This is a genomic window from Mesorhizobium sp. WSM4840, assembly GCF_055811755.1.
This window is the reverse complement of sequence record NZ_JBVVQD010000047.1, coordinates 1-15568: the sequence shown is the minus strand read 5'-3', so window position 1 is coordinate 15568 and position 15568 is coordinate 1. Positions and strand designations below refer to the sequence as shown.

At 57.8% G+C, this 15568-nt stretch carries 11 protein-coding genes and 2 pseudogenes; 10 read left to right on the top strand and 3 right to left on the bottom strand.

Annotation, left to right across the window (positions count from 1 at the left end; translation table 11 throughout):
• Positions 1-129 precede the first annotated feature (129 nt).
• From AC0L3I_RS33970 to AC0L3I_RS33945, 6 genes are all read left to right on the top strand, one after another.
• On the top strand, positions 130-1407 hold the full coding sequence (locus AC0L3I_RS33970) for an ABC transporter ATP-binding protein (RefSeq protein ID WP_473529828.1): 1278 nt from the start codon (positions 130-132) through the stop codon (positions 1405-1407).
• A 236-nt stretch (positions 1408-1643) separates the two neighbouring features.
• Positions 1644-2327, top strand: coding sequence for a carbohydrate ABC transporter permease (locus AC0L3I_RS33965; protein WP_254022709.1), 684 nt, complete (start codon positions 1644-1646; stop codon positions 2325-2327).
• Positions 2324-3196 (top strand): carbohydrate ABC transporter permease, encoded by an 873-nt coding sequence (locus AC0L3I_RS33960; RefSeq protein ID WP_077378726.1) that lies wholly within the window; start codon positions 2324-2326, stop codon positions 3194-3196. Before AC0L3I_RS33965 ends, AC0L3I_RS33960 begins: the two co-directional genes overlap by 4 nt.
• Positions 3197-3305: 109 nt before the next feature.
• Positions 3306-4586, top strand: a complete 1281-nt coding sequence (locus tag AC0L3I_RS33955) for an ABC transporter substrate-binding protein (protein ID WP_473529827.1) — start codon at positions 3306-3308, stop codon at positions 4584-4586.
• A 73-nt stretch (positions 4587-4659) separates the two neighbouring features.
• On the top strand, positions 4660-5493 hold the full coding sequence (locus AC0L3I_RS33950) for a phosphodiesterase (protein ID WP_287335756.1): 834 nt from the start codon (positions 4660-4662) through the stop codon (positions 5491-5493).
• 1228 nt (positions 5494-6721) lie between these two features.
• The gene (locus AC0L3I_RS33945) at positions 6722-7564 is read left to right on the top strand and encodes an isocitrate lyase/phosphoenolpyruvate mutase family protein (protein WP_473529826.1); all 843 of its coding nucleotides are present in this window, start codon (positions 6722-6724) and stop codon (positions 7562-7564) included.
• A gap of 399 nt (positions 7565-7963) precedes the next feature.
• Here the strand turns inward: AC0L3I_RS33945 and AC0L3I_RS33940 are convergent, their stop codons facing one another.
• Positions 7964-8899, bottom strand: a complete 936-nt coding sequence (locus AC0L3I_RS33940; protein WP_473529825.1) for a hypothetical protein — start codon at positions 8897-8899, stop codon at positions 7964-7966.
• A gap of 487 nt (positions 8900-9386) precedes the next feature.
• Positions 9387-10397 carry a hypothetical protein gene (locus AC0L3I_RS33935; protein ID WP_473529824.1) on the bottom strand — a complete coding sequence of 337 codons (1011 nt, stop codon included), beginning with the start codon at positions 10395-10397 and terminating at the stop codon, positions 9387-9389.
• Between the two features lie 513 nt (positions 10398-10910).
• Here AC0L3I_RS33935 and AC0L3I_RS33930 point away from each other — a divergent pair.
• Together AC0L3I_RS33930 and AC0L3I_RS33925 are read left to right on the top strand one after the other, a co-directional pair.
• Positions 10911-12263 carry an endonuclease/exonuclease/phosphatase family protein gene (locus tag AC0L3I_RS33930; protein ID WP_473529823.1) on the top strand — a complete coding sequence of 451 codons (1353 nt, stop codon included), beginning with the start codon at positions 10911-10913 and terminating at the stop codon, positions 12261-12263.
• A 218-nt stretch (positions 12264-12481) separates the two neighbouring features.
• Positions 12482-12768: pseudogene (locus AC0L3I_RS33925) on the top strand (Tn3 family transposase); the annotation flags it as partial.
• Between the two features lie 33 nt (positions 12769-12801).
• Here AC0L3I_RS33925 and AC0L3I_RS33920 read toward each other — a convergent pair.
• Positions 12802-13215 (bottom strand): annotated as a pseudogene (locus AC0L3I_RS33920) (ISL3 family transposase); the annotation flags it as partial.
• 380 nt (positions 13216-13595) lie between these two features.
• On the opposite strand from AC0L3I_RS33920, the gene AC0L3I_RS33915 reads away from it, so the two are divergent.
• Entirely contained in the window at positions 13596-14633 is a 1038-nt protein-coding gene (locus tag AC0L3I_RS33915) for a type III secretion protein (RefSeq protein WP_473529822.1), read from the top strand.
• A 246-nt stretch (positions 14634-14879) separates the two neighbouring features.
• A partial coding sequence (locus tag AC0L3I_RS33910; RefSeq protein WP_473529821.1) for a type IV secretory system conjugative DNA transfer family protein occupies positions 14880-15568 on the top strand: 689 nt, incomplete at its 3' end.

Sequence of the window (15568 nt, the reverse complement as noted above, 5' to 3'; positions counted from 1 at the left end):
GAAAACAACCGCTGGAAGTTTTGGGTATGGCTTTGTCTGCTGGGAGACGCACCGACGGAGGAGTGCGGGACCGCCTGGTGGCGGCGTCACTTCAGTTTCGCTACGATGGAGCGTTGCGCCAGCTTCACAATGGATAATAAATCCGTAGTCATTGTCATAGAAGTGATAAGAAACTCCAATATGGACACGTCCACGGAGGAGAGCAATATGACAGGATCCGCAGTTCGGATATCGAAAATCGCAAAGGGATATGGTGCGAGCCGGGTATTGAGAGACATTGATCTGGCGGTTGATGCCGGCGAGTTTATGACCATCGTGGGGCCATCGGGCTGCGGGAAGTCGACGCTGCTGAAGATTCTTGCAGGCCTCGACCAGCCGGATGGTGGATCGATCGAGATAGGCGGCGAGAGCGTGAACCAGCTCCGCCCGAGCCAACGCAACATTGCCATGGTGTTTCAGTCCTATGCGCTATACCCGCATATGCGGGTGCGGGACAACCTGGCAATGCCGTTGATCATGGCAGACTTGCCCTTCGTGGCGCGAATGCCTGTGATCGGTCCTCTAGTGCCCGGTATGAGTGCAAAACGCCGCCAGATAAGTTCGACTGTGAGAGACGTCTCGAAGTCGCTCGGCATCGAAGCGCTACTTGAGCGCAAACCAAGCGAGTTGTCAGGAGGGCAGCGCCAGCGTGTGGCGCTTGGACGTGCGATGGTGCGCCAACCCGGCGTCTTCCTGATGGATGAGCCGCTCTCCAACCTGGATGCGGCGTTGAGGACACAAGTTCGCACCGACCTGGTCCAGCTGCAAAAGCGCCTGAACGCGACATTCCTCTATGTGACCCACGACCAGGTCGAAGCTATGACGATGTCGGACAGGATCGCCGTGATGATGGACGGTAGGATCGTTCAAGTGGCTACACCCGCGGAGATCTATGCTGCGCCGGCAGACATTCGAGTGGCGCGTTTCATCGGATCGCCGCCAATCAACATTCTTCCAGCCAACATCGGCGAAGCGGGTATCGTTGGTCTCCTGGGTGAAAGCCAGAATTTGCGTACCGCTTTGAGGGCGGGAGAAAAGGCGCAAGTCGGCATACGCCCTGCAGATGTGACGGTGGCCGCGCACACGCGGGCGCGCGGCGCCTCTTCAAGCCATGAAGGTCGATTACTTCACACTGAGAACCTCGGAAACGAGATCATTCTCCATCTTACTCTCGCTGGCGACCGACAAGTTCCATTTACGGCGCGGCTGCCACAGAGGGAATGGGCGACGATCCAGGCGAGTGGTGGGAATCCTAATCTTGTCCAGGTTGGACTGCCGGCAGAGCGCTTTCTCGTATTTAACGCTGCCGGCCGGCTTATCCCTTCGAAGGGGGTACAAATCTCCAAACGGCTCGAGGCGGTGTCATGACCTCTCTTCCGACTTGTGGCACCTGTAGGCCGGCTCGCGCAGTTCCTGACAAGCTACGCGGGGTCAACGCAGCATATTTGTTCGCCTTGCCGGCCGTCGCGCTCATCGCGATCGTTGTGCTAGCTCCGATCGCCGTCGTGATCCTGCTGAGTTTCTCGAACTACAGCCTCGGAGCAACCGACTGGTCTCTTGTGGGGATTGGCAATTATGCCCAATTGGTCCACGATCGCAGTTTCTTGAATGCGCTCTCAAACACGGCTCTTTATGTTTCCGTCGTGGTGTCGATGTCGGTACTGCTGGGTTTGCTCCTCGCGATCCTGGTCCATGGCACCGGCCGTCTGAGGCGGCTCTATGAGGTCATCTTCTTCCTGCCTGTCGCCAGCACGCTCGTTGCGCTGGGGCTTGTATGGAAGTTCATGCTCCATAGCCGCATTGGGCCGATCAACGAGTTGATCGCCGCCCTTGGCCTCCAGCGCATCGACTTCTTCAACAACCCATCGATCGCGATTTTCGCGCTTGCCGCGATCGGTGTCTGGCACTTGGTCGGCTTCAATATGATCCTGTTTCTGGCCGGGCTCACCGGTATCCCGCGGGATCTTTATCAGGCGGCTGCGATCGATGGTGCCGATGGCTTTTGGGACCGCCTGTTTCGCGTCACATGGCCGATGCTCGGGCCGACGACCATATTCGTGACTATTACGTCGACGATTACTGCCTTCCAGGTCTTCGACACTGTCGCCGTGATAACCCATGGCGGACCGGCGGGATCGACCGATGTCATCCTCTATCAACTCTACCAGGCGAGCTTCCAATATTTCGAGACTGGCTACGCCTCGGCGCTAACCGTCGTCTTCCTGATCATCATGATGGCGATCTCGGCTGTGCAGATCTTTGCAGCGCGGGGGGTCCACTATTCATGACCTCCGCCAAACTTGACGTGTCTACCCAAGAGCTTCGCGCGCCGTCCTTGGCCCCGTCTCTCGCCGCTGCGGTCAGACACGGACTATTGCTGATTTTCGCGGCGATCATCCTTCTTCCGTTCGCCTGGATGATCCTCGCAGCGGTAAAGGATCCGTCAGACATTTTCTCCGATCCGTTCTCGCTCGATCCGGCGAAGCTGCGGGCTGTCGAGAACTTCAGCAAGGCCCTGACCGCCGCGCCGATGGGCCTGTTCATGCTCAACAGCCTGATCGTGGTCGTCGGGGTTCTGAGCGTACAACTTATCACCTCCGTTGCCGCAGCTTATGCTCTCGCGCAATTGAAGTTCCGCGGACAAACACTGCTATTCGGGCTTGTGTTATTTGCGCTGTGCATTCCGGTTCAGGTCCCAGCCCTGCCCATGTATATCGCGCTTGCGAAACTCGGGCTTCTCAACAGCTATTTTGCGCTGATGTTCCCCTGGTTCTTTTCGGCTTTTGCGATCTTCCTCTTCCGCCAGCACTTCCGCACGTATCCCCAGGAAATCATAAATGCCGCCAGGATTGACGGGTTCACGGAAATCGAGATCGTGCTCCGACTCATCGTTCCAAGCGCTCTGCCAGCGATAGCCGCGTTCTCGGTCTTCTCGGTGACCGCACATTGGAACGATCTATATTGGCCTCTGATCGTCGTCAACGTGACCGAGAAGATGACCGCCCCTTTGGGCTTATTGAACTTCCAATCGGCAGAAGGCGTCAGCTACGGGCCTCTCATGGCGGCCGCCACCATCATCACCTCGCCGCTAGTTTGCGTTTTCCTTCTGGCGAGGCGGTATTTTGTCGAAGGAGTGACGATGACCGGAGTGAAGTAACTTCCAATTCCGGGCCAGGCGGGACGTCTGGCTTCAGACCCAAGGCTGCACCGCCGCACCCAACAAACATAACTGTTTTTTTATCAACTCAGCGAAAAGGAATATCGCGATGAGACAAACTTTGACTTTCCTGTTGGCTGCCGGCCTCACGGCTGTCGCCGGACTTAGCACCGCTCCGGCGCGTGCCGAGACCACTCTCGAGGTCGTACATGCCTACGGAGCGTTCCGCGAACGCTTCTACCAGCCGCTTGCCGACGCGTTCATGAAGGATCATCCCGACATCAAGATCAAGTTCCGCGCCCCGGCGACGGATTATTATGAGGGGCATCTGGCCGTTGCCCGCGAGGCCATGACCGGACAGACGCCAGACATTTTCTTCGCCGGGACGAACCTGCTACCTGATCTCGTGTCGACACTGGCCCCACGTAATCAGATCACCGACATGAAGCCTTTTCTCGAAAAGGAGGGCCAGACGTGGGTCGAAGAGAACTATGACGCGAACGTGCTTGAGCTTGGACGCATTGACGGCCACCAATGGGGCCTTCCGTTCAACGCATCGACTCCAATTGCCTACTTCAACGCCGATCTCATTCAGAAGGCGGGCCTCGATTCCCAGCACCTCCCCAAGACCTGGGACGAGTTCATCGAAGCTGCAAAGAAGATCAAGCAGGCCAACAGTGACGTCGACGGTATGCAGATCAACCTGGCCCTCGGCGACTGGTTCTGGCAGGGCATGGTCTACAGCTATGGCGGCACGATGATGAGCCCCGACAAGACCAAGGTCACCTATGGTGATGAGGCGGGCCTGAAGGCAGCAATGACTGTTCGTCGCCTTGTTGAAGAAGTGGCTATGCCCTGGATTGATGAAGATGCTGGCATGGCGCAGTTCGCGGCCGGCAAGCTGGGCATTTTCATCGGTTCGACTGCCGACATCCGTACTATGGACGATGCCATCGGCGGCAAGTTCAAGTTGGTCACCGGGACATTCCCGATGGGAGCCAAAGACGGCCATGTGCCGACCGGCGGCAACTTCGCAACGATCCTGACGCAGGATCCGGAAAAGCAGAAGGCGGCATGGGAGTTTGTGAAATTCTTGACCAGCCCCGGCGGTCAGAAGGTGACTGTCCTCGGGTCTGGCTATATGCCGACAAACAAGCAGGCTCTCAAGAATGAAAATCTCGGTGAGTTTTACGCTTCGCATCCCGAATGGAAGACCAGCTTGACGCAGTGGCCGATTGCTGTGGCCTCGTTTGGCTATCCGAATGGCAAGAGCATTAAAGTCTGGAAGGCCCAGTCCGAGATCCTGTTCCGGATCGGGAACGGCGATGTATCGCCAGCAGACGGCCTGAAGGAAATGGTGCAGTCGACAGAAGCCATCATCAAGAATTAAGCCAGGTCAAGAACGGGGAGGGGCTCTGCTCCTTCCCGTTTCGCAGTTTCGCCTCCTTCGAAGGTCAGTACAAATGTTGAAAATTATCCACGTCAGTGACACACATATTGCACCCGCCGGCCAGTTGGTGGTTGGTCTTGATCCGCACGAGCGCCTTAGGCAGGTTGTGCATGCCATCAACACGAATCATGGGGACGCCGCACTTTGCGTCATCACAGGTGATCTGACTGATCGTGGCGATGAAGCCTCCTATCGGGTGTTTCGCGACATCGTCAGTGAGCTCAAGATCCCATATCGTCTTCTGCTGGGCAACCATGACAACCGCGCCAATTTTCGGCGGGTCTTCGCAGATGCGCCTGTCGATACCCACGGCTTCGTTCAGACTACCGCCGACTTCGGCGACATCAGGTTGATCTTCCTCGACAGCCTTCACGACGATCATCCGGGACTGGGGCGTCTATGCAACGAACGTCTGCAATGGTTGGAGGCAGCCCTGAAGGAGACTGCAGCTGCCGGACGCAGGTCGGTCGTCTTTGTGCACCACCCCCCTTTCTCTGTCGGCGTGAAATTGTTCGAAGAAATGCTGATCGAAAACCCGGAGCCTTTTCTGAACCGGATCATTGCCGATAAGTCGCTGATGCACCTTGCCTTCGGCCACCTGCATCTCACGACGGCGGGCTCCTGGAACGGCGTTCCCTACAGCTGCAACCGTGGCGTCGCGCATCGCATTGCTTTGAGCCTCGAAGACAGCGTCGCCGAGTTCATCCAATCGGAGCCGACCTTCGACGTGATGCTCATCTCAAGCTCAGGTGTTCTTGTGCATCATACTGCGCCTGTAGCGGATATCGACGTTATCGCGCGGGAATATGCGACGGAAGACGGTCAGGGGCGTCTCGTCATGATATGATATGCGAGCATTAGTGGTACTCAGCCCGCCAGCCATCGTTGAGGCGAGAACCATGGTCATAATGAACCCTAACCGAAAACGTTGCGGAAGGCGCCGCGACGCAGATCTGTCGTGTGGTTACCTTTCTTCATTTCATCCATTTCGGCTCGCGCGACAGGAAGCCGTTCGGCAGCTTTCGCCGCTTCCTACCCAGGCAATTCAAAACCCGTGCCAGTTCGGCGGTCTGGGATAATTGCAATTCTTTTCAAGCGGTTGACCGAAGGGATTTAAAAAATGGCCAAGCAAGTCCGTGTAGCGGACCCGACAAAGGGACAGGTGTGCAACAGCTCCTAACTTCTCGGTAGGCTCTGTTTCAAATATGGCTTTAGGTAGATTTCCGCTGCTGGCGGTCGCTTTGGCTCAAGCCTCTACTTTCTGAAGGCGGCTTCGAGCATTGCTTCCGACATCGTCGCCGGATGTTCCGAGCCACATATGCCTGGAAGGTGTGCCAGGTCGCCCCCCTCCATCGTGTCAAACACCCTGTCGACAAAGACGACAGGCACCTGCCCGATTGCGGACCCAGTCTCTGGAACCGGACTGATCACAGCGAATTTAGAAGAAGCCACGAAATCGTCGGACATCAGACAGCGCGCATAGCAGTCGAATGACGCGTGGATCCCGCTTCTCGCGGAGAATTCTACCCGCCATTCCTGGGAAGACGGTGGGCAACCGACACTACTGCCGGGTTTGTCGAGTGAGCGACACGGGTTGTTCGGCTTGGCTCCTGCTCCCACCATCATTCAAGTCATTGAATAGTATCAAGAACACTTATTCTGAGGCTTTCATGCGCAGTTGGCACGATTTTTGAAGCTTCCTCCTAGGAAGGCCGGCAGGAGCTGCCGATTATCTGGCCCTGCCGGCGGTCACGACCGGCCAGACCTTGCTGGTGACGCCCCATATCGTCGTTGCGGATCTGATCAGACAAGGCCTCCTGGAAGTGATTCCCGGCTCGCGTGCGCCGAGCGGCATGCTGGCCTATGCGGTCGACCGCAGCGGCAATCCGGCTCTCGCCCGAGCCTTCTGCCGTTGGCTTACCCGGCTCTGCCGGAAAAAAGACGGAGGAGGAGAACACCGGGAAAATCGTCGATCGAAAATCTGCAGCATGCCTGCGGCCGCATTCTCGCCGCCTGCGAAGCCCTTTCGGAAAGTGAGAAGACCTATAAGCAAAGCAAAGCAACTGCGTGAGCGCATGGCCGATCGCGGCCTCGTCCACATCATGGCGGCCCATAGCCCGCTATCGGCCATCCTGGCCGAGGAGGCCGGCTTCGACGGTCTGTGGGCGTCTGGCTTCGAGCTTTCGGCGCTTTACGGTCTTGCCGATATGAGCCTGATCACGATGACCCAGCATCTCGATATGCTGCGGGCGATCGCCAATCAATCGTCTCTGCCGATCGTCGCCGATATCGACACCGGCTACGGCAACGCCCTGAATGTCATCCACGCCATCCGCGAATACGAAAAGGCGGGGACGGCTGCCGTCGTGATCGAGGACAAGACCTTTCCGAAGGTCACCAGCCTTGCGGCCGACGGCCGTCAGGAGCTGCTTCGGATCGAGGAATTCCGGGGCAAGATCGAAGCTGCGGTCTCGACGCGCAGCGATCCGGACTTCCTTGTCATCGCCCGCACGGAAGCCTTGATCGCGGGGCTGGGCGAAGACGAGGCGCTGAAGCGCGGCATGGCCTATGCCGAGGCCGGCGCCGACATGATCTTGATTCACTCCAAGAAGAAGGATCCGGCCGAAATCGAGAGCTTCTCCCGTGCTTGGAAAGGGTCTGTCCCGCTAGTCATAGTCCCCAACGCTTATCCGGAACTCGACGCCACGCGCATCCGCGCACTAGGCAACATCAAGATGACGATCTACGGCAACTATGGTATCCGCGCCGCAACGACTGCGATGCAGGATGCTTTCCGGCGGATCATCGCCGATGGCGGCGTACAGAACGTCCACAAAGACATCGTGCCCGTCGAAGAAATCTTCCGGCTTCAGAAGATGGACCAGGTCAAGGCTGACGAAAAGCGGTTCCTGGCCTGACACTGTCTGCGCCGAGCTGAAGCACTCGAGAACCTGCAATCGCTGCGTTCCCGTTGATGGTGGCCGAGCCAGGCGGTCGTCAACTCGGCTCCATATTAGGATCGTAACGATGCTTGACCTGATCATGCCGGAGTTCTCCGGCGGCGAAGCACAGGTCGTCGGAATCGAAATCGAAGACTAGGCCGTCACCAAAAAGTCATAGAATGGCGGACAGTGGTGGGAAGCGGAATGGCAGGTTTCGGGCGGCGGAGTTGGGAAACCTGCCCTTCATGTGACCAACGAGGTGGTGCATGCTCGCGTCGACCGCCGGGCGACGAGGAGATCGGTCATTATATACGGTCGTTCTGACGAGAGACTGGAGCGTTTCAGTCTCTCGACCCAAGCTCTATCATGTCGCCCCTAGAGGAACTTCTCAGCCAGTTCGCGCTTTCCGCGAGGGTCAGTGTGTGTGATCTTCTTTTCGCTTGGATAAAAAAAGCCTGACACGTAGAGGTCATATTTGCCGATCTCGACACGCACCGATAATTCTTGGTTGTCATTCCAAGTGTCGCGCAAAGTCGCCTTGCAGGTCTCTCCCCGTATCTCGAAGATAAACGAACCGTCAGTCCTATCCCAATTATTCACTGCCGTGCGGATGAGCAAGTCGCTGATTGCGTCCCGCTTCTTCCGGGAGAGCATGTCCAGCGACGATTCCTTGATCGGTCCGAACATGCCGCTGGCGTTCATTGCCTCAAGGATCTTACGCATGTGAACGCCAGTGTGCTGGTTCACAAACAGGGAGGAGCGCGACCCGTGCGGGCTTCCTAGAATGTTCGAGCGAATGTTCCACCACGTCTCGGCAACCTGCGCACCGCTCGCTTCGCCAGCAGTCTGCTGTGCGAACCATACGAGAGCGTCCCGACTGCGTATGGTACCATCGGCTTCAAGGCTCACGTTCGTGGCGACGACAACAACAGGATGGGCGTTGTCCGAATAAAGAGGCTGCTCAAGCCGCCGTGCCTGAAGCCTCGGCACCTGGCTGACGACGTCCACAAGCCTGTCCGCTCCATCCTCCGGATAAGGACAAGTGACGAACCCGCGCACGAATTCCGTCGTATGATCGATTCCCTCGTAGACCTTCACCTGCGAAAGACTGGAGATTTGCTCCGCCCCATTGCGGGGGGGCGCTGTCAGAAGAGGATGCCAGTCGGGATACTGGTCGATTGCATTTCCCAATTCCTCGATCAGCACTTCGACCTGCTTGCGGCCCATTTCAGGATCGCGCAGATTCTTCGTGAGATACGCGATCGCCTTCGCATTTTGCTGTGCAGCCACGGTTGGTGAGCGGAATTCCATAAAATCTACCGTTCTCGTAAATTAGCATATTACGTGAGGATGGTATTTTACGTCAATTGTCAATATCGCGTGAAAGCCTGAGCCTGGCGGCACAGGAGGGATGATAGGCGACTGCTAGTAGTGTGGTGCTACGCGGGTCCGTTCATAGCCCCGCTTCCGCTGTTCATGGGGAGCCGAACAGTTGGCAAATTTCGCCTGGCGACCAGAGTGGCCGGGGCGGCGACAATGGGGTCAACACCAGACCGGCAGGATCGGGGTGGATACCTGTCTGACGGCTTTTGGGCGCCGAAGTTAGGAAGCGGCTCTAGCTACAGCCGAATACCGCCATCGCACTTGCTGTACACAGTCCATGGTCCTTCACGGTACATCCATGCACGCGGGAGAGGATGGGAACCGCCACCGAGGAGCCTTGCCGTCGATGCGCATGACTGCATCATGGGTTCGGATCGCTGCGATCCGCGAATACAAGGTTGTGGCGCCTTTGCCGTCACGCCAGGCACGCTCCCCTCAGGTCGCCCTTGCGCGACAATCGCCGATCGGCTCCCGCCCAGACCCAGACCCGTCGATACTCCAATGCGAGGACTATCATGACGTCCCTTCCCGGCAATGATAGCGCCGAGCTCGAGCCTGTCCAGGACGCTGCGCGCTGGCTGCGCCGGTGCCCCGCAAGCGGGGCATCCTGGACAGGCTCTGCGCGCGGCGCTCCGCCAGAAAGTAGGTCGGGACGGAGGGATGGCCGCAAACCGTCGAACAAAGGGATGCCCATCGAAAAAATATCCCCTTGACAGCAAAAGCCCCATACAAAGGCGCCACGCTGGGCAGTGGCTGAATATCGCTGACGGAAGCGTTCTTTCCCCGTAGTGACGCTAAACGCGACGATGTCGCCGTCCTCCGAACCGGAGAGGACAAGGTCCCCCTTCCAGGCGGCAAGACCGCGGATGTTTTTCAGCGGGTATGGGCTTGGAATAGGGTTAGCAGATTTAAGGTCTACCGCCCGCAGCAAAGTCAACGATTGATAATTCCGTTTCCACACCAAGGCGAAGCCGTTGGCATGGCCGGTAACGACCAGATCGTCGCCTAGATAGTGGAACTGGGTTGCGCTGTTGGCAACGCCGTACGTGACATCATAGCCTATAGGGAGAGGGGCATCGAACGCTCCCTTCCCGGTACGTCCCCAAAGCGCCAGCTCATTCTCACCATTTGAATAAAGGATCGTCCTCTCGTCCAGCGCGACTACAAGCTCAACACCGGCGCCGCCTGCGGTTGCTTGTGTTTGAAGCAGGACTGGCGTCCACTCACCGGCACGCTGTGTCCTAAAGACCGATACGGAGCCATCCCAACGTCCGACGACAAAGGTTTCGGAATCGATCCAATCAACCATTTGAGCGCGGGCAAATTCAGTGGAGGCAGGCCTCAGCTCTGACGGCTGTGAAGAGCCAGGCTGAGTCGAGTGTCCAAGTACCAAGGAGGTCAAAAGAGCCAGCCAGAGATACTTCATGCTTGCCTCGAATATGCCGACCAACTCATTGAACCAGTAGCCTTCTCGATGTGCCTTTGGGATATTCCCATAAGGCGGCCAACTCGGGAATGGAGTGACAGGTTGCCTTGATGGCATTGTGAGGCTCTTCCGATCCGTTTGTACAGATAGGGCGGACCGTTTTTTTGGAACATTAATATTCTTTATGGTCTTGCGGCTGGGCGCGTTGTTCTATCCTATTGTTGATTTCGAGAGATGGGCACAAGTCATTGATTTCAGGGGAGGGTGAAAATGAAACACCGCCTGGTCTGCATTCTGACCACCGGAGTGTTCCTGCGGTTCCAGCCTATGTTCACGCAGCCGAAAAGCTGACAATTCCCCAGATTCAAGGTTCAACGCACATCTCTCCCCATGCTCGATCGACGGTGATCATCGAGGGAGCCGTGACCCACATTTCGGCAACAATTTCATTGTCCGAGATGAAGCGGGGGATGGCAACGACGCAACTTCGGACAGCATCATCGTCCGGCGCACTTGACCCTGGGTGACCGGGTGCGTGTGGAGGGCGTGGTTCGCGAGTTCAATCAGAACGATGAGCCGCGGACAACAACAGATATCAATGATGCCGTATTCCAGAGACTTTCTTCAGGCGCGCCTCTACCGCCTGTGGTCATTGGAGCGGCTGGCAGGTTGCCGCCGACCGATGTTCTCTTCATTTCGGAACACAGCGCCGACCCGGAAAACTCTGGCGCCGGTTTCTACGAGAGCCTGGAAGGCACGTACGTCCAGATCGACTATCCGGTTGTCGTTGGTCCGACTAACGACTTTGGCGAGTTCTGGGTCGTCGCCGACGGTGGCGCCGGCGCTTCCGGAATGAACTCGCTCGGCGGCATCACCGCTACACCCGGCGACGCCAATCCTGAGAGAATCCAGATTCAGGTGACGGACGCTCAGAAGCCGCAATTCCAACACGCGTTGGGTGACACGTTTGTCAGTATCGAAGGATACGTGACCTACGATCGCGGGCTTTATGAAATTCGGCTGGCAAACACCACCGGCGCCAATCCAAAAGCGTGGGCGCCCGAACCTATCGGAGAGGCACAGGAAGACAATGTGCTGACGATCGCTGGCTACAGTGTCGAGAATTTGGATCCCGTCATCGAGGCTGTCGACAAGACGCCCGTCAACGATCCGGATGACGATGTCGGCGTTGGAAAATTCAGTTCGATTGCAGAACACGTTGTCAAGCTTCTAGGCTCGCCCGATATCGTCGCGCTGCAGGAAATGCAGGACAACGACGGTGGCCAATATGGCGAAGTGGTCGCGGCCGACCAGACGCTCAAACTTCTGATCGACGCAATCGCTGCGGCGGGTGGTCCGGCCTATCAGCCGCTCTCTATCGACCCGCTCGATGACACGTCAGGAGGCCAGCCCGGAGGCAACATCCGGGTCGCCTACCTCTACAATCCCGCACGCCTTACCCCCGACGCCTCGACACCAAAGCAGATCGATGCACCTGCTTTCGGCCGGAGCCGTCTGCCCTTGGTCGCGTCGTTCAGATTCCGCGGCAGCGAAGTAACCGTCATCCGTCGTATGAACTGGATCCCTCATAGTGCGTCGCAACATTTTGATGCTGCACTGCGGAACTTTGCGGTAAAGCGGGAGTTCTCTGTGCTTCTAGCAAGCGAGGGCTCGATGAGGCGCTACAAGATTCTGCCGTCGGAATCAGGGCTGTGGTCTGTGATCGATAGCCTGACAGGGCTTCCCGCCGAGAGATACGGTCGGCCGCTCACCGGGCTGACCCGGTACGAGGCCGAAGAGGCTGCCTTTAACCTCAGCGAGAGCACTCCGCCATGGATGGCCTTGGTCAGACGTCGCAGACGTTAATCAAGGCTGCCGATTCCACGGATGGTCGGACGCGATGCGCCTCCCACTCCATCACACCCGTTCGCGTAACCTCTCACCTCTTCCTTCTGGATGCGTGCGTCATGGCAGGGGGCGCATGTGCTCCCCAGTTCGCCCTGGCATAAGAGCCGGACCGTCGCGGTGCGCCACCAGATGGTTGGCGACCGTGGCCGGAACCGTCGCCCGTTCTCTTGCCGATGAAGTGCGGGGTGCCCGACACTGAAATGGCGCGCGAGCTCCCGAACCTTCTGCCGATCCTGACACGGGCGATCGACTGGAACCTCATCGAGCAGCAGTATGACGAGTTGATCAAATATGCGGCGGCCCTGCAGCACCGCACGGCCGATGCGGAATCGATCCTGCGCCGCTTTGCGCGGGCGAGCGTGCAGCGCCCGAGCTACAAGGCGCTGGCCCAACTCGGCAAGGCAATCAAGACCATTTTTCTCACCGCTATCTCGGCTCGGAAGCCTTCCGGCGCGAGATCCACGAAGTGTCGCTTGGCAGTTAATAGGGTTCTTCCTCAATTTGTGTGGCGCGGCGGCAGCATTCGCGCTCTCAGCAATTCGGGACCCGCCCGGCCGTACATCGCGCGCTTGAGGGTCTTGAGGCGGTTGATCTGGCCTTCGGCCTGTCCGTTGCTCCAGGGTAGCTCGACGGCGTTGTTGACGGCATTGATGTCTCTGCGCAAAACACGGGCGAACCGCATGATCGGAATGAGTTCGGAGTCGATTGCGTCGTCGATCCACGCATCCAGTGCGTCCGATTTCTTGCTGCGAAGGATCCCGTTGAATCGCATCGCCAGGCGTCGCATCTCGGCGAATGCTTCAGACCCCTGCTTCAGGGCATCGACCTTTCTTGCCTGTCGAGGTGTCAACAGGCCACGTGGCTTGATGCAAAGCGCCGCGGCAACAACTGGCGAGATAGCATGACCGGTAAGCGCCCGTCTCGCGTATCCCGTCCCTCGGCGATCAGAAACTCCACTACAGGTGAACGGCTATGGGAATTTGCATCTCCAAATCCTCCGGATCGACTCGACATGCCACATATGACACGGAAGAGTCGCCGCGAGAATCCACGGCGTCGGGCTTTGAGAGCAGCATATCAGCGCTGAGGGTCTCCCTGGGCACGCCTGCCGACAGGTTGCGACGGGGCGGAGATGCGCCTCTGGAGCCACATCAGATCCAGCAGGCCGCCTACCATATGGGAGCGTGTGTCGTCGGTGACGACGTCACGAGCCCGATAAGACTCGCGACAGCGGGGCAAACAGTTCACGACGTCCGCCTGCTGCTCAAGCATGGCCGGGGAAACGTTAAGGTGGACGACATTCCCTCTCACGGCCACAACGGCATCGGATCGTCGGTTGCAATGATGGGAGCAGACGACGACAATAAGGTTGCAGTGGCCGTAGTCATGGGAGCGGCGTGCTGCAATCAGACCGCTCCCCTTTCCGCTATCGTCCACGCCCCACACATGGCGGCCGACGAGCGGAGTATGACCTCTAGTGCTTCCGTGTCAATGAAAGAGATAACCGACGAAGGTGATGAGATCCCAGTCAAGACGGGTCACATTTGGAACGAACTGCGGCGCGGAAGCCGCGACCCGAGGTCGACCGTGGTCATGGATGCCTGGGCCAACGGTCCCGCTGTTCGGTTGAAAGACAGCGCATGGAGCGGAGAGCCGGCCAAGGAAGGTCATTGGTCGATGGACAAAAGCACCGCCGAATTCCTGAAAAACCGTGTTGAGGGGTTGATTCCGTTCGTGCATCCGGACACAAATGAACACACTGCCAACGATTTGCGCCGGAGGCAAAACGCACCCGTATCGTGGAAAAAATATGCAGAAGTACAAGTGATCTCACCCGAGTTCGCCGATAGTGTACGCAACGCATTGTCCCGTGTTCCTGAAGACCAACAAAGGGAAATCGCATCACTGATGATTCAGGAAGCCTACGGAATGGATCCTTCCTCGTGCACGCACCAAGACGCAGTGGAATCAGTTCTGGTGGCCGCCAACCAACTGGACTCGCTGCCCCGGCCTCCTGTCGAGCCGCCGGAATTGGCGGCGTATCACCAGTTCGACGCAAATCAACAGGCCCAAGCTCACGCAGTTCCCGGCATGCAAGATATCTTGCCGCACATGCCTCCGCCGCAGCATGCAGCAGAGGAACGGAATGCGAATCTGGACGGCCACATAGCAGGTCTTGAGGCTGAAGTCCGTGCGACAGGTGCGCAAATCTCCTATGAACAGCTGCAGCGGGGTGGTCTAGTCGGGCAGGCCATAAACCACGACTTCAGTCACGCTCGAGACGACCTGATGGCTGCCTCGAGAAGCAGAGATCGCTCCGGCCGTTGAGGTCTCGGCCATAGTACAGTGACGCTTTTCTCCCCGAATTCCGTTCACGGCCTTGCCGTTTCCAATTCGCTGGCCGTTGACGTACCTGCTTAGTGTAACGTTCAAAGACCACGCCTGCCGGGTGGTGCGATGCAACCATTGCACCACCCGCTGCGGCATCGATCTGTCGAGCGTCGGCATCGCGCGACGTCGGTTCGGTGTCTGAGAAAAGCGCAGCATCAGCACGGCTAATTCGGCCATGGAACAATGTCTTCTACAAAAACGACGTCCCCCAACATAGCCATTAGCATCGCGTGCTCACTCGCCTTGGGGTTCTGTGCGGCAAGTCTGTACGCAACCTTCCGCCACGGGGGTAGCGGCGAGGCTCTGATGGCGTTTGATGTCCGTGCCTTTTGGTTTGAGACGCCCTTCTATTTGGGTTTCGCAACCCCCGTTTTCTATCAGGGCGCGGCTATCGTGCTCTCGACATCCGCGGTTGTCTTGCTGATTCAGCAGTTCGTATTGCGCCGCAAGCTCGAACACCACGGGACCGCTCGTTGGGCTCGAGTGGATGAAATGCGACGCACGGGATATCTGCGACGATACCGTGGCGTGACAGGGCCGGTCTTCGGGAAGACGAGTGGTCCTTTCTGGCCTGGCTATTACCTGACCAATGGCGAGCAGCCTCACAGCCTCATCGTTGCGCCGACCCGCGCTGGCAAGGGTGTCGGCATAGTCATTCCAACGCTACTTACATTTAAAGGCTCTGTGATAGCTCTGGACGTCAAGGGGGAGCTCTTTGAGCTCACATCGAGGGCGCGTAAAGCCGCAGGCCACGAAGTGTTCAAATTCGCGCCACTGGATTCAGAGCGGCGCACAAACTGCTACAATCCACTGTTGGATCTCATAGCACTGCATCCACAGCAGCAATTCACCGAAGCCCGCCGCTTGGCCGC

Excerpts from the sequence above, each read along its gene's own strand:
- AC0L3I_RS33970 (WP_473529828.1), top strand. The coding sequence starts at position 130 with ATGGATAATAAATCCGTAGTCATTGTCATAGAAGTGATAAGAAACTCC.
- AC0L3I_RS33960 (WP_077378726.1), top strand. The coding sequence starts at position 2,324 with ATGACCTCCGCCAAACTTGACGTGTCTACCCAAGAGCTTCGCGCGCCG.
- AC0L3I_RS33955 (WP_473529827.1), top strand. The coding sequence starts at position 3,306 with ATGAGACAAACTTTGACTTTCCTGTTGGCTGCCGGCCTCACGGCTGTC.
- AC0L3I_RS33950 (WP_287335756.1), top strand. The coding sequence starts at position 4,660 with ATGTTGAAAATTATCCACGTCAGTGACACACATATTGCACCCGCCGGC.
- AC0L3I_RS33945 (WP_473529826.1), top strand. The coding sequence starts at position 6,722 with ATGGCCGATCGCGGCCTCGTCCACATCATGGCGGCCCATAGCCCGCTA.
- AC0L3I_RS33940 (WP_473529825.1), bottom strand. The coding sequence starts at position 8,899 with ATGGAATTCCGCTCACCAACCGTGGCTGCACAGCAAAATGCGAAGGCG.
- AC0L3I_RS33935 (WP_473529824.1), bottom strand. The coding sequence starts at position 10,397 with ATGAAGTATCTCTGGCTGGCTCTTTTGACCTCCTTGGTACTTGGACAC.